This is a genomic window from Streptomyces sp. BoleA5 (assembly GCF_000373665.1).
Taxonomy (GTDB): domain Bacteria; phylum Actinomycetota; class Actinomycetes; order Streptomycetales; family Streptomycetaceae; genus Actinacidiphila.
On the sequence record NZ_KB892113.1, the window covers coordinates 323,787 to 342,088 of the forward strand.

At 73.7% G+C, this 18,302-nt stretch carries 15 protein-coding genes and 1 pseudogene; 12 read left to right on the forward strand and 4 right to left on the reverse strand.

The annotated features are described in order from the left end of the window. Positions 1-23 precede the first annotated feature (23 nt). From B085_RS0125790 to moeZ, 12 genes are all read left to right on the forward strand, one after another. Entirely contained in the window at positions 24-992 is a 969-nt protein-coding gene (locus B085_RS0125790) for an alpha/beta fold hydrolase (protein ID WP_018561498.1), read from the forward strand. 4 nt (positions 993-996) lie between these two features. Further along, positions 997-2,403, forward strand: a complete 1,407-nt coding sequence (locus B085_RS43760) for a DUF3152 domain-containing protein (RefSeq protein WP_018561499.1) — start codon at positions 997-999, stop codon at positions 2,401-2,403. Positions 2,404-2,443: 40 nt separating this feature from the next. Beyond that, a complete protein-coding gene (locus tag B085_RS51715; RefSeq protein WP_018561500.1) occupies positions 2,444-2,560 on the forward strand; it encodes an Ms4533A family Cys-rich leader peptide in 117 nt (38 codons plus the stop codon). A 163-nt stretch (positions 2,561-2,723) separates the two neighbouring features. After that, positions 2,724-4,436 carry an ABC transporter substrate-binding protein gene (locus B085_RS0125805; protein ID WP_018561501.1) on the forward strand — a complete coding sequence of 571 codons (1,713 nt, stop codon included), beginning with the start codon at positions 2,724-2,726 and terminating at the stop codon, positions 4,434-4,436. A 79-nt stretch (positions 4,437-4,515) separates the two neighbouring features. Beyond that, a complete protein-coding gene (locus B085_RS43765) occupies positions 4,516-5,385 on the forward strand; it encodes an ABC transporter permease subunit (protein WP_018561502.1) in 870 nt (289 codons plus the stop codon). After that, positions 5,382-6,380 carry an ABC transporter permease gene (locus B085_RS0125815; protein WP_018561503.1) on the forward strand — a complete coding sequence of 333 codons (999 nt, stop codon included), beginning with the start codon at positions 5,382-5,384 and terminating at the stop codon, positions 6,378-6,380. The genes B085_RS43765 and B085_RS0125815 overlap by 4 nt, the downstream gene beginning before the upstream one ends. Then, a complete protein-coding gene (locus B085_RS0125820; RefSeq protein WP_018561504.1) occupies positions 6,377-7,996 on the forward strand; it encodes a dipeptide ABC transporter ATP-binding protein in 1,620 nt (539 codons plus the stop codon). The genes B085_RS0125815 and B085_RS0125820 overlap by 4 nt, the downstream gene beginning before the upstream one ends. Before the next feature lie 354 nt (positions 7,997-8,350). Further along, positions 8,351-10,015: a DUF3492 domain-containing protein gene (locus tag B085_RS43770; RefSeq protein ID WP_037732406.1), complete on the forward strand. Its 1,665-nt coding sequence runs from the start codon at positions 8,351-8,353 to the stop codon at positions 10,013-10,015. Then, on the forward strand, positions 10,012-11,055 hold the full coding sequence (locus B085_RS43775; RefSeq protein ID WP_018561506.1) for a hypothetical protein: 1,044 nt from the start codon (positions 10,012-10,014) through the stop codon (positions 11,053-11,055). Before B085_RS43770 ends, B085_RS43775 begins: the two co-directional genes overlap by 4 nt. 121 nt (positions 11,056-11,176) lie before the next feature. After that, on the forward strand, positions 11,177-12,097 hold the full coding sequence (locus B085_RS0125835) for an NAD-dependent epimerase/dehydratase family protein (RefSeq protein ID WP_018561507.1): 921 nt from the start codon (positions 11,177-11,179) through the stop codon (positions 12,095-12,097). Continuing rightward, complete coding sequence (locus B085_RS0125840; protein WP_018561508.1) at positions 12,085-12,846, forward strand: spherulation-specific family 4 protein; 762 nt, start codon at positions 12,085-12,087, stop codon at positions 12,844-12,846. Before B085_RS0125835 ends, B085_RS0125840 begins: the two co-directional genes overlap by 13 nt. Before the next feature lie 105 nt (positions 12,847-12,951). Then, positions 12,952-14,130 carry an adenylyltransferase/sulfurtransferase MoeZ gene (moeZ, locus tag B085_RS0125845; RefSeq protein ID WP_018561509.1) on the forward strand — a complete coding sequence of 393 codons (1,179 nt, stop codon included), beginning with the start codon at positions 12,952-12,954 and terminating at the stop codon, positions 14,128-14,130. Positions 14,131-14,206: 76 nt separating this feature from the next. On the opposite strand, the gene B085_RS0125850 is transcribed toward moeZ, so the two are convergent. From B085_RS0125850 to B085_RS43780, 4 genes and pseudogenes are all read right to left on the reverse strand, one after another. Then, on the reverse strand, positions 14,207-15,394 hold the full coding sequence (locus tag B085_RS0125850; protein ID WP_018561510.1) for an acyltransferase family protein: 1,188 nt from the start codon (positions 15,392-15,394) through the stop codon (positions 14,207-14,209). A gap of 110 nt (positions 15,395-15,504) precedes the next feature. After that, complete coding sequence (locus B085_RS0125855; RefSeq protein ID WP_018561511.1) at positions 15,505-16,374, reverse strand: glycerophosphodiester phosphodiesterase; 870 nt, start codon at positions 16,372-16,374, stop codon at positions 15,505-15,507. A 268-nt stretch (positions 16,375-16,642) separates the two neighbouring features. Next, positions 16,643-17,710: a phosphotransferase family protein gene (locus B085_RS0125860; protein WP_018561512.1), complete on the reverse strand. Its 1,068-nt coding sequence runs from the start codon at positions 17,708-17,710 to the stop codon at positions 16,643-16,645. Then, positions 17,707-18,207 (reverse strand): annotated as a pseudogene (locus B085_RS43780) (hypothetical protein); the annotation flags it as partial. The pseudogene B085_RS43780 and the gene B085_RS0125860, both read right to left, overlap by 4 nt. Between the last annotated feature and the right edge of the window lie 95 nt (positions 18,208-18,302).

The following is an 18,302-nucleotide window of genomic DNA, read 5'->3' on the forward strand; positions in this document are numbered from 1 at the left end:
TGATCACCTCGTAACATTGCCCCATGTCCTCGACGGAGTCCTCCGAAGCCGCACTCGCCGCCGTGCCCGTACCGCCTTCGGGAGCCAGAGCCGGGGACGGGGAGACGGTGCGGACCGTGGCCCTGCCAGGGCGGACGCTGACCGTACGAGCGCGGGCGGAGCAGGCCGAAGGGCTGCCGTCCGCTCTCTTCGTCCACGGCCTGGGCGGGTCCTCCTCCAACTGGTCGGCACTGATGCGGCTGCTGGCGGACCGGGTGACCTGCGAGGCCCTGGACCTGCCCGGTTTCGGGCATTCGCCGCCGCCGGACGACGGCAACTACTCGATCGGGGGGCACGCGCGCGCCGTCGTGCGCCTGCTGGAGGCTTCCGGGCGCGGGCCCGTGCACCTCTTCGGCAACTCGCTGGGCGGAGCCGTCGTCACCAAGGTCGCCGCGGCCCGGCCCGACCTGGTCCGCACCCTGACGCTGATCTCGCCGGCGCTGCCGGAGGTGCCGCCCCGGCGCGGCGCGTGGCCGACCGCACTCCTCGGGGTGCCGGGCGCCACCGCGGTGGTGACCCGCGCGACCCGCGACTGGTCCGCGGAGCGGCGCACCAAGCAGTTGCTGGACCTCTGCTACGGCGACCCGTCGCTGGTCAGCGAGGCGTCCTTCGCCGAGCACGCCACGGAGTACGAGCGCCGGCTGAAGCTGCCGTACTTCTGGGACGCGCTGACCCGTTCGGCGCGCGGCATCGTCGACGCCTACACGCTCGGCGGCCAGCACAACCTGTGGCGGCAGGCCGAGCGGGTCCTCGCGCCGACGCTGCTGGTGTACGGCGGCCGGGACAAGCTGATCTCCCCCCGGATGGCGTACCGTGCCGCCCGGACGTTCCGTGACGCGCGGCTGCTGACGCTCCCCGACAGCGGGCACGTCGCGATGATGGAGCACCCCGATGCGGTGGAGCGGGCCTTCCGCGAACTGCTGGACGCCACGGACGCGCGGACGGATCACTGACTTCATGGGCAGGCACAGCGCACCGGGCGGCCGTGACGGCCGCCGCGACGACGTACCGGGTATAGCCGGCGGCACCCCGGGCGGCGGCCGCCGCCGCCGTCCCGGCCCGGCGCCGACCCCGCCCCGTACGGGCGGACCGGGCCAGGCGCCCGGTGGTTCCGCGCCGGCCGGCCGGGACGGTTTCCGGCCCGGCGACCCCGGGCACGGCCACCAGGACGCACCGGGCCGCGCACACCCCGAGCACCAGGAGCACTCCGCCTGGGGCCGGGCCGGTTCCTGGGTTCCGCCGCGCACACCGCGCGGCACCCGGCCCGCGGAGCTGGCGGACACCGCGCTCGGCACCGAGTACCCGGAGGACGACGACCCCCTCGACGGGCGCGTCCGCACCGCGCCCCGAATATCCGGCTTCCCGCGCCAGCGCCGGGCGCCCGGCGCTGGGTTCCGTGACGTCCCCGGCCCGCGGAAGGACTTCGTCGAGGCCTTCGACGTCCCCTCCGCCTCCGCCCCTTCCGCCGCCACCGGACCCGGGGCCCCCGTCGAGGGCACCGGGGAGGGCGGCGAGGGCGGGGAACAACCCGAACAGCCCAAGAAGACCGTCAGGACTCGCGCCCTCAGCGGCGCCGCGGCCGCGGCGGTCGTGACCGTGCTGGCCGTCGTCGTGGCGGGCCAGATGGCCGCCGGGGGTGAGAAGCGTCACTCGTCCGCCGCCGCCGCGGCGCCGGGCGCCGGCCGGGACTCCGACGACGCCGCGTCACGCTCCAAGGACCGGGTGACCCCCTCGGCCTCACCCTCCGCGGTCGCCGCTCCGCTCACCTACGGCCAGGCGATGACCAAGGCCTACCCGCTCGACCAGGACCTGAGCCTGGCCGGGAAGTTCCAGACCGTGGGCGGCCGCGAGAAGGCCCCCGGCAGGGGCACACTGCTACGGGTCCGGGTGGACGTCGAGAAGGGCCTGCCGCTCAATGCCCGGCTCTTCGCGGACGCGGTCTACAAGACGCTGAATGACAAGCGAAGTTGGGCCCACGGCGGGGCCCGCACCTTCGAGCGGGTCTCAACGGGCCCCGCCGACATCGTGATCACCCTCGCCAGTCCGGGAACCACGGCCACCTGGTGCGCCAAGTCCGACCTGGACACCACGGTTGACAACGTGTCATGTGACGCGGCGTCGACTCCGCGAACGATGATCAACGCGTACCGCTGGGCCCAGGGGTCGGAGACCTACGGCCGGGAGCGGATGCTCGCCTACCGCGAGATGCTGATCAACCACGAGGTCGGGCACCGGCTCGGCTACGGCCATGTGCTCTGCCCCAAGGAGGGCGCCCTGGCCCCGGTCATGATGCAGCAGACCAAGTTCCTCAACTACGGGGGCCTGACCTGCAAGCCCAACGCCTGGCCCTACCCCCGGGGCTAGCTTTTTGACATCGGGCGATTAATCGTTCAATGTTTTCGGCATGCCGCACAGCCCTGCCACAGACGCCGACGCCAGCATCGAGCTGGCGCTCATCGGCGTGGCCGGGCACTGCGTCGCCGACATCCTGTGTCGCCGTTCCACGGTGCCGGGCGCGTAGAGGGCGCAACTCCCCTCGCCCCGGTCCTCTCCGACCCGTGGGCGCGCGTCTCGACGCTTGATCGATCCATCACGGTCCCCTTCGCGGGGTCCGTCGCCGCTGCCTGCGGGTCTTCACCAGCCCCGCCTTCTTCTCCATCTCGCAGCCGCGAAAGGGATCTTCGATGTCTCACCTGTCCGTCACACCCCGCCGCCTCGCAGCGGCCGCCGTCGTCCTGGCGATCACCGGCGGCGCCGCCGCGTGCGGCCCGGAGGACAGCGGGGCCAAGGCGGCCGACGGCAAGCCCGCCAAGGGCGGCACGCTCTACGTCCTCAACCAGGCCCCGCAGGAGGACTTCGACCCGGCGCGGCTCTACACCTCCGGCGGCGGCAACGTCCCCGGCCTGGTCTTCCGCACGCTGACGACGCGCAACCGCGAGAACGGCGCGGACGGTGCGAAGGTCGTCCCGGACCTCGCCACCGACACCGGCACGCCCAACGGGGACGCCACCGTCTGGACGTACCACCTCAAGGACGGCCTGAAGTACGAGGACGGCAGCGCGATCACCACCGCCGACATCAAGTACGGCATCGAGCGCTCCTTCGCCGCCGAACTGTCCGGCGGTGCCCCCTACCTGCGCGACTGGCTGGTTGGCGGCAAGGAGTACCAGGGCCCGTACAAGGACAAGGGCGGCCTGGCCTCCATCGAGACCCCGGACGCGAAGACCATCGTCTTCCACCTGAACAAGCCCGAGGGCGACTTCCCGTTCCTGGCCACCCAGACCTCCTTCGCCCCCGTGCCGAAGGCGAAGGACACCGGCACCAAGTACGAGAACCACCCGTTCTCCTCCGGCCCCTACAAGGTCGTCGCCAACGAGAACGACGGCGAGCACCTCGTCCTGGAACGCAACACCCACTGGGACGCGAAGACCGACGAGGAGCGCAAGGCCTACCCGGACCGCATCGACGTGCGCTCCGGCCTCGACGCCGCCGTGATCAACCAGCGCCTGTCCTCCGGCGCCGGCAAGGACGCGGCCGCCGTCACCACCGACACCAACCTCACCGCCGCCGAACTCGCCAAGATCACCGGCGACAAGGAGCTCGCCGGCCGCGTCGGCACCGGCCACTTCGGCTACACCGACTACATCTCCTTCAACCCGAAGGTGAAGCCCTTCGACGACCCCAAGGTGCGCCAGGCCATCTCCTACGCGGTGGACCGCAGCACCGTCGTCAACGCCCTCGGCGGCTCCTCGCTCGCCGAGCCCGCCACCACCTTCCTGCCCGCGCAGGAGTCCTTCGGCTACACGCCGTACGACGCGTTCCCGGCGGGCAAGAGCGGCGACGCGGCCAAGGCCAGGGAGCTGCTGAAGGAGGCCGGTCACCCGAACGGCCTGACCGTCACGCTGACCCACGACAGCAGCGGCGGCGACGAGCAGGGCCCCGAGGTCGCCACCGCCCTGCAGGACGCTCTGAAGAAGGCCGGCATCACCGTCAAGCTGGAGGGCCTGGAGTCCAGCGCCTACAGCGAGAAGATCCACGGCGTCACGACCGAGCCGGGCTTCTTCCTCGCCGGCTGGGGCGCCGACTGGCCGTCCGGCGGGCCCTTCCTGGCCCCGATCTTCGACGGCCGGCAGATCGTCAAGGACGGCTACAACTTCAACAACGCGCAGCTGGACGACCCGGCGGTGAACAAGGAGATCGACGAGATCAACAAGCTCACCGACCTCAAGGCCGCCGCCGTCCGCTGGGGCGCCCTCGACAAGAAGATCGGCGAGCAGGCGCTGACCGTGCCGCTGGTCCACCCCGTCTACAAGCGCCTGTACGGCAAGGACGTCAAGAACGTCGTCATCAGCGACTGGACCGGCGTCCTCGACGTCTCGCAGGTCTCGGTCAAGTGACCACCACCGACGTGCTCGCCGCGCCCGGCAGCTCTGGCGGCGGCTGCGCGCCCAGCGCGCGGCCCTCGCCGGCGTCGCCGTGATCGTCCTGCTCGTCCTGGTGGCCCTCGCCGCCCCGCTGCTCGCGGCCCTGGAGGGCCAGGACCCGGACGCGTACCACGCCTCCGCCGTCGACTCCGCCCTCGGCGGCGTCCCGGTCGGCTCCTTCGGCGGTGTGAGCGCCGACCACTGGCTCGGCGTCGAACCCGGCACCGGGCGCGACCTGTTCGCCCGCCTCGTCCACGGTGCGCGGATCTCGCTCGGCATCGGCCTCGCCGCCACCGTCGTGCAGGTCGTCCTCGGGGTCGCCGTCGGCCTCGCCGCCGGACTCGGCAACCGCTTCCTGGACAACCTGCTCAGCCGGACCACCGACGTCATGCTGGCGCTGCCCACCCTGGTCTTCGCCATCGCCCTGCTGGCGATCGTCCCCGCCGGCTTCCCGCGGCCGGTGCTGCTGGTCCTCGTCCTCGGCCTGCTCGGCTGGGGCGGCACCTCCCGCATCGTCCGGGCCCAGACCCTGAGTCTCAAGTCCCTCGACTACGTGGCCGCCGCCCGGCTCGGCGGCGCCGGACGGTGGCGGATCGCCCGCCGCGAACTGCTGCCGTCGCTGGCCGCGCCCGTGGTGACCTACAGCGCGCTGCTGGTGCCCTCCAACATCGCCTCGGAGGCGGGACTGTCCTTCCTCGGCATCGGCGTCAAGCCGCCCACGCCCTCCTGGGGACAGATGCTCTCCTCCGCGACCACCTGGTACCAGGCCGATCCGACGTACGTGCTGCTGCCCGCCGGCCTGATCTTCGTCACCGTCCTCGCCTTCACCGCGCTCGGCGACGGCGTGCGCACCGCCCTCGACCCGCGGGCGGGCAGCCGCCTGCGGGCCGTGGTCCGCAGGCGGAAGGAGGCGCGGCCGTGACGCTCCTCGCCCGCTTCGCGCTCCGCCGCCTGCTGGCCGCCCTGCTGGTGCTCCTGGTGCTGAGCGTCGCCGTCTACGCGCTCTTCTACGTCCTGCCCGGGGACCCGGCCCGGCTGGCCTGCGGGCCCAAGTGCACCGCCGACCAGGTCGCCCAGGTCCGCACCCAGCTCGGCCTGGACGACCCGGCCCTCGCGCAGTACGCCCACTTCCTGCACGGCCTGTTCGCCGGTACCGACATCAGCACCGGCGTCGGCACCGAGCACTGCGGCGCCCCGTGCCTGGGCTTCTCGTACCAGAACGGCGAGCAGGTCACCTCCCTGCTCGCGCAGCGACTGCCGGCCACCGCCTCGCTCTCCCTCGGCGCGATGGTGCTGTGGCTGGTCATCGGGGTCGGCACCGGCGTGCTCTCGGCGCTGCGCCACGGCGGGCTCACCGAGCGGCTGCTGACCGGGCTCACCCTCGCGGGCAACGCCGTGCCCGTCTTCATCATCGGCATCCTGCTGATGCTGCTGTTCGTCTCGGTGCTGGGCTGGCTGCCCTTCCCCTCCTACGTCCCGCTGACCGAGGACCCCGAGCAGTGGGCCTGGAACCTGGTGCTGCCCTGGCTCTCCCTGGCCATCCTGGAGAGCGCCAAGTACGCCCGGCTGACCCGCGGTTCGATGCTCGACACGCTCTCCGAGGACCATGTGCGCACCTTCCGCGCCTACGGCGTCCGCGAGCGTTCCGTCATCGGACGGCACGCCCTGCGCGGCGCCCTGCCGCCGGTCATCGCGCTGACGGCACTGGACCTGGGGACGATGTTCGGCGGCGCGGTGCTCACCGAGTCGCTCTTCGGCATCCCCGGGCTCGGCAAGAGCCTGGTGGACTCGGTCAGGACCGAGGACCTGCCGGTCGTCGTCGGGCTCGTGCTGGTCACCGGATTCTTCGTGGTCCTCGCCAACGCCCTCGCGGACGTCCTGTACGCGGTGGCCGACCGACGGGTGGTGCTGGCATGACGTCACCGCTGATCGAGGTCGAGGACCTCACGATCGACTTCCCCACCGGCACGGGCACCGTCCGCGCGGTGGACGCGCTCTCCTTCTCCTTGGAGCAGGGCGGCGCCCTGGGCGTCGTCGGCGAGTCCGGCAGCGGCAAGAGCGCCACCGCCTTCACCCTGCTGGGACTGCACCGCGGCAGCGGCGCGCGGATCGGCGGATCGGTGCGGGTGGCCGGCGTCGACGTCCTCACCGCGGGGGAGAAGGAGCTGCGCGGGCTGCGCGGCGGGCTGGCGGCGATGGTCTTCCAGGACCCGCTGTCCTCGCTCGACCCGTACTTCGCGATCGGTGACCAGATCGCCGAGGTGTACCGGGTGCACCACCCGCGGGCGTCCCGGCGGGCGGCCCGTGAGCGGGCGGTCGAGGTGCTCGGCCGGGTCGGCATCGCCGACGCGGCGAGGCGGGCCCGCTTCCGGCCGCACGAGTTCAGCGGCGGCATGCGCCAGCGGGCCCTGATCGCCATGGCGCTCGCCTGCGAGCCGCGGCTGCTCGTCGCCGACGAACCGACGACGGCGCTCGACGTCACCGTCCAGGCGCAGATCCTCGACCTGCTCGGCGAACTGCGGCAGGAGACCGGGATGGGGCTGCTGCTGGTCACCCACGACCTGGGCGTGGTGGCCGGGAGTGTCGACGAGGTGCTGGTGATGAAGGACGGCCGCGCCGTGGAGCGCGGACCGGTCGGCACCGTGCTGGGCGCGCCGCGGGAGCCGTACACCCGTGACCTGGTGGCCGCGGTCCCGCGAGTGGGGACGGCGAAGCCGCGCGGCGCCACCACGGGTGAGGTCCTCCTCGAAGCCGTGGGCGTACGGCGGGAGTTCGGCCGGCGCGGCGCCCGGGTCGCGGCGGTCGACGGTGTCTCGCTGACCGTGCGCGCGGGCGAGACGCTCGGCGTCGTCGGGGAGAGCGGCAGCGGCAAGACCACGCTGGGGCGGATGCTCGTCGGGCTCCTGGAGCCCACCGGCGGCGAACTGCGGCGCCCGGGCGCACGCCCCGTCACGGGCACGCCGGGACTCCAGATGGTCTTCCAGGACCCGGTGTCCTCGCTCAACCCGCGACGCAGCATCGGCGAATCCATCGCGGACCCGCTGCGCACGGCGGGAGTGCTCGACGAGGCCGCGATCGTCGCCCGCGTGCGTGAGCTGCTGGAGCGGGTCGGGCTCGACCCCGGCTGGTACCACCGCTATCCGCACGAGTTCAGCGGCGGGCAGCGGCAGCGGGTCGGCATCGCCCGGGCGCTGGCGCCCGAGCCGCGGCTGATCGTCTGCGACGAGCCGGTGTCGGCGCTCGACGTCACGACGCAGGCCCAGGTCATCCGGCTGCTGGACGAACTGCAGCGCGAGCTGGGACTCGCGCTGGTCTTCATCGCCCACGACCTGGCCGTGGTGCGCCAGGTCAGCGACAACGTCGCGGTGATGCGGGCGGGGCGGATCGTCGAGTACGGGCCCGCGAGCCGGGTCTACGAGGCGCCGGAGCACGAGTACACCAAGGGGCTGCTGGCGGCGGTCCCGGTGCTCGACCCGGACGAGTCCGCCGCTCGCCGCGCCGCCCGCCGGCGCGCCCTGGCGACCACCGCCTGACCCGCCGGGCGCGCCCGGGCCGGTCGGCCGGGCGCGCCCCGGCGTGCCGCTCCGCGCCTGGAGCGGGCCGCGCCGCCGGCTTCGGCCTGCGGCCGATCGACCGCAAACCGAAGCCCCGGGGCACTCGCCCCGGGGCTTCCTCGTGACACGGGCCGGTGCGCGAGTGGAACGCGCCCCGCCCGGCCCGGCGCACCCGCCCAGGCGGACGTCTACTCGGTCACAACGTACAACGCTGGGAAAAGTTACGTCTCTTCACCCCTTTCGGTGGCACGGCGGACAACCGTCCGCCGTGCCCCCACTTCGCCGGAATACGGTCATCGCGCCCGAACAGACCGGTGCCGAGAGGGGGAAGACGTGCGTATCGCATTACTCGCGGAGGGTGGTTATCCGTACGCCCGGGGTGAGGGGGGTGCCTGGGTCGACCGGCTCGTACGCGGGCTCACCGGGCACGAGTTCGCGGTGTACGCGCTCGGCAGGAGCGAACGGGCCGAGGCGGCGGGGATGGTGGCGCTGCCGCCGCAGGTGCGGGACGTGCGCGCGCTGCCGTTGTGGGGGCCCCCGCCGGGGCCGGGGGCGGTGCCCGGCAAGGCGCGCCGCAGGCGGGCGCAGGCGCTGGAGCAGTACCGCGACCTGGTCGGTGTGCTGGCCGGGGACGCCGGGGCCAATGGTGTGGCGGACCGTTTCGCCTCCGCGCTCTACGGCCTCGCCGAACTCGCCCGGGAGGACGGGGGCGTCCCGGCGCTGCTGCGCTCCGAGCACGCGGTGCGCGTGCTGGAGGAGGTGTGCCGGGCGCCCGGCGCGCGACCCCTCGTCGCGGAGGCCGGGGTGGGCGACCTCCTGCTCGCCGCCGACCAGGTGGAGCGCGCGCTGCGGCCGCTCTCCGCCCCCTGGTACGACGAGTTCGGCGACGCCCTCGCCACCGCCGACCTCTGCCACGCCGTGACGGGCGGCACCGCGCTGCTGCCCGCGCTGCTGGCCAAACGGTTCTTCGGTACGCCGCTGCTGGTGACCGAGTACGGCGTGCGGCTGCGCGAGACCCTGCTGCTCCACCGCGCCGCGGGCCTGTCCGCCCCCGTACGCGCCCTGCTCGCCGCCTTCCACCGCCATCTGGCGGGCGAGGCCTACCACAGGGCCGCCCTGGTCACCCCCGGCAACGCCCACGCGCGCCGCTGGCAGGAGCACTGCGGCGCCGACCGGGAGCGCGTCCGCACGGTCTACCCCGGCTACCAGGGGCCCCTGCCCGAGCCGGCCGCCGAGGCCGAGGGCGGCGACCCCACGCTGGTGTGGGTCGGCCGGGCCGACCGCGGCAAGGACCTGATCGGGCTGCTGCACGCCTTCGGGGAGGTGCGCAAGGAGGAGCCCGGGGCGCGGCTGCGCGTCGTCCGCGCCGGTGAGGGCGACCCCGCGTACCTGGAGCAGTGCCGCTCGCTGGCCGCGCAGCTCTTCCCCGACGAGGCGGCCGACGCCGTCACCGCGGGGGAGAACCCGGTCACCTTCGAGGAGCTCGGCTCGCCGGGCGCCCAGGCGCTGCCCGACGCGTACGCCGCCGGCGACGTGGTCGTCCTCTCCAGCGTCGTCGAGGGATTCCCGGTCACCCTGGTCGAGGCCATGCTCTGCGGCCGGGCCACCGTGTCGACCGAGGCCGGCGCCGTACGGGAGGTCATCGGCGGGACCGGTCTGGTCGTGCCGCCGCGCAACCCGAAGGCGCTCGCCGAGGCCTGCGTCGCCCTGCTGCGCGACCCCGAGCGCCGGCAGCGGCTCGGCGCCGCCGCCCGCGAACGCGCCCTGGAGCTCTTCACCGTCGAGCGGAACCTGGCGGCGTTCCGCGAGATCTACCTCGACCTGGTCGCCCACGCGCCCGGGCGCCACGCCCCGCTGCGCGACCCGGACGGCACCCCCGTCCCCTTCGGCAGGCCCGCCGAGTCGCGTGTCCCAGGCCGCTGGACGGCCGCGCCCGCCTGGGCGCTCGCCGCCCGCGAGCCCGCGTACGCCGGAGCCGAGAGGCGGGAGCGCGCATGAGCCACGTGCAGGAGAGCGGCACCGGCGCCCGCGGGGGCGCCCCGCGCAGACGCGGCCCCGCCGACCCCGTCCGCGCCCTGATGCACCGTCACCAGCGGCTGTGCGCCGAGGCCGTGGACCCGCTGGAGATCGTGGCGGGACTGGAGGCGCAGGGCGTCACCGACCGCGTCGCGGCGGGCTTCCGGCACCGCGACGTCTTCACCCTCGCCGAGGAGCTGTACGCCCGGGTGCCCCGCGCCGGCGCCCCGCCCGCCGCGGGTCGGCCGGTGCGCCGCCCCGCCCTGCTGCTCACCCTCGCCCCGGGTGCCGTCTGCGCGGCCGCGAGCGGGGCGCTGCACGCGCTGTCGCAGGTCACGGTGGTCGCCGTGGCCGTGCCGCTGCTGCTGCTCTCGCTCCTCGCCGCGCTGCGCCGCGGACCGCTGAGAGCGCCCTACGGCACGGGTCCGGGCGGCGCGGTGTGGAGCTGCTGGCTGGTGGTCTTCGGGCTGTACGGGCCGCGCGCCGTCGACGGTCTCGCCGGGGGCGCGCTGCCCGCGGCGGACGCCGCCGAGCTGACCGCGCTGGCGCTCTCCCTCGCGCCCGCCGCCTGGTGCGCCCACCGCTTCGCGGTGCGTTCCCGGGCCCATCTGCTGCGCAGCCGCACCCTGGAGGAGTTCGGCGGCGCCGTACGGCCGCTGCTGGCGGGCACGCTCGCGCTCTTCCTCGCCTGTGCGCTCGTCCTGCTGTGCGCCGCCCGCGCCCTGACCGGGGCCCCGCTCACCCCCGCCGCGCTGGCCGGTCCCGCCGCGCTCGCCCTGCTGCTGTTCACCGCCCGGCTGCTCGCGGTGCACGGCCACCCGGACCCCGCCGCCATCGGCACCGGGCTCGCCTGCGCCGCCGAGGCCGTGGCCCTCGCCGCCGCCCTGCTGGACCGGTTCCCCCTTCCGCCGGGCGCCGTACCCGCCCTGGCCTGCGGGGCCGCCGCCCTGGCGCTGGCGGCCCATGCCCTGACCACGCTCTCGCGCGCCTCGGCGTACACGGCCGCGGCGGCGCCGCGATGAGCGGGCGGCGGCGGCCGGATCGGCCCGGCACACCCCACAGTTCCGAAGAAGAAGCCAAGGAGCCACCCACGATGACCCACCCGCACCCCAGGCCACGGCACGCGCAGCGGAGGCGCTCGCTATGAGAGTCCTCCTCCTGGGCGCCAACGGATTCGTCGGCCGCCACGTGGCCGAGCGACTGCTGGCCGACCCCGCCGTGCAGCTGACCGCGCTCGGCCGCAGCGACGACGCCGACGTGCGCTTCGACCTGTCGTCCGGCAGCCCCGGCGCGCTGGCGCGCTTCATGGACGCCGTCCACCCCGGGGTGGTCGTCAACTGCGCGGGCGCCACACGCGGCGGGGCGCGCGAACTCACCCGGCACAACACGATCGCCGTCGCCTCCGTGTGCGAGGCGATGCGCCGCAGCGCCACCTCGGCCCGGCTGGTCCAGGTGGGCTGCGCCGCGGAGTACGGGCCCTCGCCCGCCGGCTCCTCGACGGCCGAGGACGCGGTGCCACGGCCGGGCGGCCCGTACGGGGTCAGCAAGCTGGCCGGGACGGAACTCGTCCTCGGCTCGGGACTCGACGCCGTCGTGCTGAGGGTCTTCACCCCGGTCGGGCCGGGGACGTCCACCGCCTCGCCGATCGGGCGGCTCGCGGAGGCGATGCGCCGGGCGATGCAGACCGGTGACGGCGACCTGAAGCTGACCGGCCTCGGCGTGCAGCGGGACTTCGTGGACGTGCGCGACGTGGCCCGCGCCGTGCACGCGGCCTCGCTCTCCGCCGCGCAGGGGCTGGTCAACATCGGCACGGGCCGCGCCGTACCGCTGCGCGAGGTCGCCGCGGCCCTGGCCAACGCCGCGGGCTATACGGGCGCCCTCCACGAGGTGGAGGACCCGCACCTGACGGCGAACGGCAGCGGCCACCCCCACTACCCGGACGGCTGCGGCGTCTGGCAGCAGGCCGACATCCGCACCGCCCGCGACCGCCTCGGGTGGCGCCCGCGCATCGCCCTCGAGGAATCCCTCGCCGACGTCTGGATGGAGGCGGCATGCCGCGTGTGAACCCGAGCGGCCTGCGCAGGCCGGTCGACCGCTGTGAGGGACTGGGCTTCGGGGTCCCGGCGTACGCGCACCCGCTGGTCGCCCCGGGCGAATGGGCCGAACTGGCCCGCCCGGAGGCCCCGATGCACTGGGTGGTGCTCAACGTGGCGCGCGGCCCCGGCGCCCGGATCGACCCGCTCTACACCGAGGCGTGCGCCCGGCTGCGCGACGCGGCGGTGCCCGTGCTCGGCTACCTGGACACCCGGCACGGGGCGCGCCCCTTCGGCCAGCTGGTCGCCGACGCGCACCGCTTCCTCGACTGGTACCGGGTCGACGGTTTCTACCTCGACCGCGCCCCGACCACGAGTTCGGAGCTCTCGGACTGCCGGCGTGTGATCACCACCGTGCGCGCGCTGCTGAGCGTGGAGGGCGGCAGCACCGGCCACGTCGTGCTGGGCCACGGCTGCCATCCGTACCAGGGCTACGCCGAGGCGGCCGACCAACTGGTGACCTTCGCCGGGCCGTGGACCCAGTACCGCTGGTCGGAGGCCCCGGAATGGACGGCCGCGTACCCGCCGGAGCGCTTCTGCCACCTCGTGCACGGCGTCCCCGCACCCCACCTGGAGAACGCCATGCGGATCGCCCGCTGGCAGGGCGCGGCGACGGTCTACTTCACCGACCGCACCGACCACGCGGCCTGGGACGGCCTGCCGGGTTACTGGGACGAGGCCTCGCGCATGCTGCGCCGCCAGCCGCCGCCCAGCATGTGACCGGAATCCGTCTCGGCCTTCGGAACGGCAGTCTCGGAATGAAGAAGGGCGTGGCAGTGTTACGGGAAGAACATCCGTAGTGATCGATCGACAAACGGAGTCCCCGTGTCGCTGCCACCCCTGGTCGAGCCGGCCGCCGAGCTCACCGTCGACGAGGTCCGCAGGTACTCCCGCCACCTGATCATCCCCGATGTGGGGATGGACGGGCAGAAGCGGCTGAAGAACGCGAAGGTGCTCTGTGTGGGCGCCGGCGGTCTCGGATCACCCGCCCTGATGTACCTGGCCGCCGCCGGTGTGGGCACGCTCGGCATCGTGGAGTTCGACGAGGTCGACGAGTCCAACCTGCAGCGCCAGATCATCCACAGCCAGGCGGACATCGGCCGCTCCAAGGCGGAGTCCGCCCGCGACAGCGTCAAGGGCATCAACCCCTACGTCGACGTGGTCCTTCACGAGGAGCGGCTCGAGGCCGACAACGTGATGGACATCTTCAGCCAGTACGACCTGATCGTCGACGGCACGGACAACTTCGCGACCCGCTACCTGGTCAACGACGCGTGCGTGCTGCTCAACAAGCCGTACGTCTGGGGCTCGATCTACCGCTTCGACGGCCAGGCGTCCGTCTTCTGGTCCGAGCACGGTCCCTGCTACCGCTGCCTCTACCCCGAGCCCCCGCCGCCGGGCATGGTCCCCTCCTGCGCCGAGGGCGGCGTCCTGGGCGTGCTGTGCGCGTCCATCGGCTCCATCCAGGTCACCGAGGCGATCAAGGTCCTCACCGGCACCGGCGAGCCGCTGGTCGGCCGGCTGATGATCTACGACGCCCTGGAGATGCAGTACCGCCAGGTCAAGGTCCGCAAGGACCCGGACTGCGCGGTCTGCGGCGAGAACCCGACCGTCACCGAGCTCATCGACTACGAGGCCTTCTGCGGTGTCGTCTCCGAGGAGGCGCAGGAGGCGGCGATGGGGTCGACGATCACTCCGAAGCAGCTCAAGGAGTGGATCGAGGACGGCGAGAACATCGACATCATCGACGTCCGCGAGCCCAACGAGTACGAGATCGTCTCCATCCCGGGCGCCCGTCTGATCCCCAAGAACGAGTTCCTCATGGGCAGCGCCCTGCAGGACCTCCCGCAGGACAAGAAGATCGTCCTGCACTGCAAGACCGGTGTCCGCTCCGCCGAGGTCCTCGCCGTGCTGAAGTCCGCGGGCTTCGCCGACGCGGTCCACGTCGGCGGCGGCGTCATCGGCTGGGTCAACACGATCGAGCCGGACAAGCCGGTCTACTGACCGACGGAGAACGAGGGCCCACGGCGTCCGACCGGTTCGGACGCCGTGGGCCTTCGCCGTTCCCGTGGGCCGTACGTCACGGACCTGCCGTCGTGGCCCCGGCCGGTTCACGCCGTGCCGGGGCGCCGGCGACGCAACGGCGCGCCACCGGAAGGGACTTCCAGGAGCGGTGCCGTTTGAAGGGCAGCTCGAAGACCCGGGCGAACAGCCACGCCCCCAGCAGCGAGACGGGCAACGCCACCAGGAGCGTGAACCAGAACGTGGGAAGCCCGGGGGCGACGAACCGCGGGGCGACCCGCCGGACGACGGCCATGACGACCGGCAGATGGATCAGATAGAGGCTGTACGACACGTTGCCCAGCGCCCGGACGGGACGCGCGGTCAGCAGTCGCAGCAGAAGGGACGGGCGGCCCGTGGCGACCGCGGCGATCAGCATCGTCATGGCGGGCGCGACGGCGAGGTCCACCCAGAAGTAGTGGTCCACCGTCCAGACCGGGCCCTTGGCGGCGACGAAGGCCGCGACCGGCGCGGCGGCCGCCACGGCGAACCAGTGCCACGGCAGGCGCCGGACCCGGGCCGGGGCGGCGACGATCCCCGCGCCCACGAGTCCGGCGACGAACACCGGGGCCAGATGCGGGGTGAGCCAGTTGTTCCCCTCCACCGGGGACGCGCCCGGCGCCATCAGGCCGCGGGCGACGACCGGGAGCGTCACGCCCGCGACCAGCACCACCGCGCCCAACCGCCGCCGCACCAGCAGGAGCAGCGGGAAGAGCAGGTAGAGCTCCGCCTCCACGGCGATCGACCAGAACGTGCCGTTCGGCGTCGGCGCGGTGAACACGTCCTGGGCGACGAGGCCGTACACCAGGACCGTCGCGCCGGTCGGCGGCCCGAAGTGCGAGGCCGGCACCACGAACCAGGCGATGACCAGGCTCATCGCGAGCGCCGCCCAGTACGGGGGAAGGATGCGCCAGGCCCGGCGGCGCAGGAACCGGGCGGCCCCGCCCAGCCGCCAGCCCTCGCGCGCCGGGGAGATGGCCAGGGAGAACCCGGACAGCACCAGGAAGAAGACGACGGCGAGGCGGCCGTAGATGAGCCCGTCCAGCCACCAGGGCGCCGAACTGTCCGGATACCCGGGGAACGTGTAGAGCCAGCAGTGGAACAGCAGGACGTACAGGGCGGCCAGGCCGCGCAGTCCCTCCAGGCCCGGCACCTCGGGCCGGGCGTGGCCTTCACGGGTGTTGCCGGCGGGACGGCTCGCATCCACGGGGATCGTCGGGCCCTTTCTGCGGTGTCGGCGACCCAGTGCCACCCACGGTGACTGGTACGTCGCCGCGGGCCGGGCGGTTCAACGGGCCCCGCACTCTCCCGTCCCGTTCACTGCACGCCGTTGCGGATGACGTCCGGGCGGTTGGTGATGATGCCGTCGGCGCCGAGGGCCGCCATGCGGACGGCGGTGGTGAGGTCGTCGACCGTCCACGCGTTCACGCGCAGCGGCTTGCCGTCGGGGCCGTCGACGCTGTGGACGGCCCGCACGTACGCGTAGGTGACGTCCTTCTCGTCCGGGTTGATCTGGTCGGCGAATGCCGCGTACTCCTTCAGACGGGAGACCGGCGGGCTGCCCAGGAACCCGGTCACGACGGCCGGGCGCAGTGCGTGGGTGCGGCGCAGGGCGTCGGCGCTGAAGCTCTGGATGACCAGTCGGCCGTTGAGGTGGGCCTGGTCGAGCCAGCCGGCCTTCTCCAGTGCGTCGACGGTCTGCTTCTCGACGCCCGGGTAGAGCTCGGGCTGCTTGAGTTCCAGCAGCAGGCCCTGCTGGTCGCGGTCGAGGAGGGTCAGGTACTCCTGCAGCGTCGGGACGCGCTCGCCGCGGAAGCGGGGGGCGAACCAGCTGCCGGCGTCGAGCCGGCGGATCTCGGCGAGGGTGAAGTCGGCGACGCGCCAGGGGGAGCGGTCGGGGAACACCTGCTCGACGTCGGTGGTACGGCTCAGCGTCGTGTCGTGGATCACGACCAGGGCCCCGTCCTTGGTGCGCTGGACGTCGTTCTCGATCCACTTGATGTGCTGCTCGTGGGCCCGGCGCACGGCCGCCAGGGTGTTCTCGGGGGCCTCGGTGGAGGCGCCGCGGTGGGCGAAGACCGTGGGGGAGGAGGGGTCCGCGGGCGCGGCCTGGGCCGGCATGGTGACGAACGCGGAGGCTCCGAGGAGGACGGCGGCCGTGACGGTGCGGGCGAGGTGTTGGTGCATGCGTACTCCTCACGACGGCGCGAGCCCCTCCCGACCGAGGGTCGCAGCCCGTACCGGGACACGGCGGTGCACGACATGACAAACGGGTGAATAACAACATCCCGTTCCCCCGTCAGGGTGGCACGGATGAGGTCCGGCCGCAGTTCGTGGCCCGCCCGGGCCCGACGGGCGGCGCCGGAACAGGCCGCGGGGCCGCCGTGAGCGCCGCTGCGGGCGCCCCGGGCGACCCCTTGGTCACGGATCGTGAGGTTCCGGGCCGGTCGTGGGGTCAGCGGTGGCGGCCCTCCAGCATCGCCTCCAGCGTGTCCCGGTGCAGGATCAGCGCGTCGGGGTCGGCCGGCATCTCGCGCTCGCCGAAGTGGACCTGGCGGTGACCGATCCGCAGCATCACGACCGCGTGCCGCAGCGCGGCGTACAGGAGGTGGAAGTCCAGGTCGCGCGGGGTGTGCCCGGTGAGTTCCGCGTAGGTCGCGGCGATGCGGTCGCGGTCGAGGAAGTCCGGCATGCCGGGGAATCCGGCGGTGACGGTGAGGTCCTGGAAGAAGCGGTGCAGGTACACCAGCCAGGCGAGGTCGAGTTCGCGGGGGCCGGAGGAGGCCGTCTCCCAGTCGAGCACGGCGACCGGCGAGAAGTCCGCGTCGTAGACGATGTTGCCGATCCGGGCGTCGCCCCAGCTGAGCACGGACGGCCCGGGGTCCGCCGGCCAGTGCTTCTCCAGCCAGGCGAAGGCCCGCTCGATCAGGGGGGAGCGGGCCGGTCCGTCGACGACCCATTCGTAGTAGGCGCGTTGGGCGTCGACGTGGGCGCGCAGCGTCCCCTCGCCGCGGACGGTGTGGAGTTCGGCGAGGACCCGCACCGTCGAGCGCTCCAGTCGGGCCCGGTCCTCCTCGGAGGCGTCGAAGAGCCAGTTGCCCCCGTAGGTGTAGGGCGGGACGTCCGGCGGGACGCGCCCGGGGACGCGCTCCATGACGAAGAACGGCGCCCCGAGCGGCCCCGGGTCGGGTTCCAGCCACAGCAGTTCGGGCACGGGGACGCGGGTGCGGGCGGCGACCGTGCGGATGACGCGGTACTGCTCGGCCATGTCGTACGTGGGGAGGACGGCGTAGGCGTCCGGGTCGCCGGCCAGCCGCAGCACGCAGGGGCGGATGCGCTGGCGCGCGGTGCCCTCCGGGTGGGGGACGGCCAGGTCGAACAGGACGGTCTCGCCGGACAGGCCGTTGGCGGCGGGCAGGTGCACGCCGCGGCTGTGGGCGCCGGGGTGCTTCGCCGCCAGCCACTCGTCGAGGCGGCTGCGCAGCAGTCGGGGATCGCGGGTGGTGGTGCGCACCGTTGTCACATGGCCTCCTGACCGGTGAAGCCGCTGGGGGTGTGGCGGCCGAAGCTGCCGAGCTCAAAGATGCCGTAGCCGACCCGGCCGTCCCAGGCGAAACGCGCGGCGTGGTCGGTGACTCCGTACGCGGCGGGCGCGGTGACCGCCGGATCCGTCAGGTCATACGCACGGCGGTCGAGCCAGCCGCGGCCCTTCCACTCGCCGTGCCGCCAGTCGCGGGCGGGCGAGTAGCCGGCGCCGACGGCGAGCGGGCTGGAGACCATCACCTCGGCCTCGATGTTCCCGCCGTCGAGGTGGACGACGGCCGAGACCGGCACCCGGGTGCCCTCCCGGTAGGTGATGTCGACCGAGGCCCGGCCCAATCGCCGGTCCGGGCCGTGCTCGGTGATCTGCGGGGCCTCGTCCAGGGAGCGGTAGCCGTCGGCGTCCTCCTGGGCGATCACCATGACGAAGCGGTCGTCGAACCGGATCGGTATCCACAGCCGGTGGAAACCCCGCGGGCGGTCGAAGAAGTGGAAGATCGAGCGGTCGTGGGCGTTGCGGTCACCGGTCGCGACATGGCGCATGGATCGGGCGATCTGATGGACCGGGTACTCGT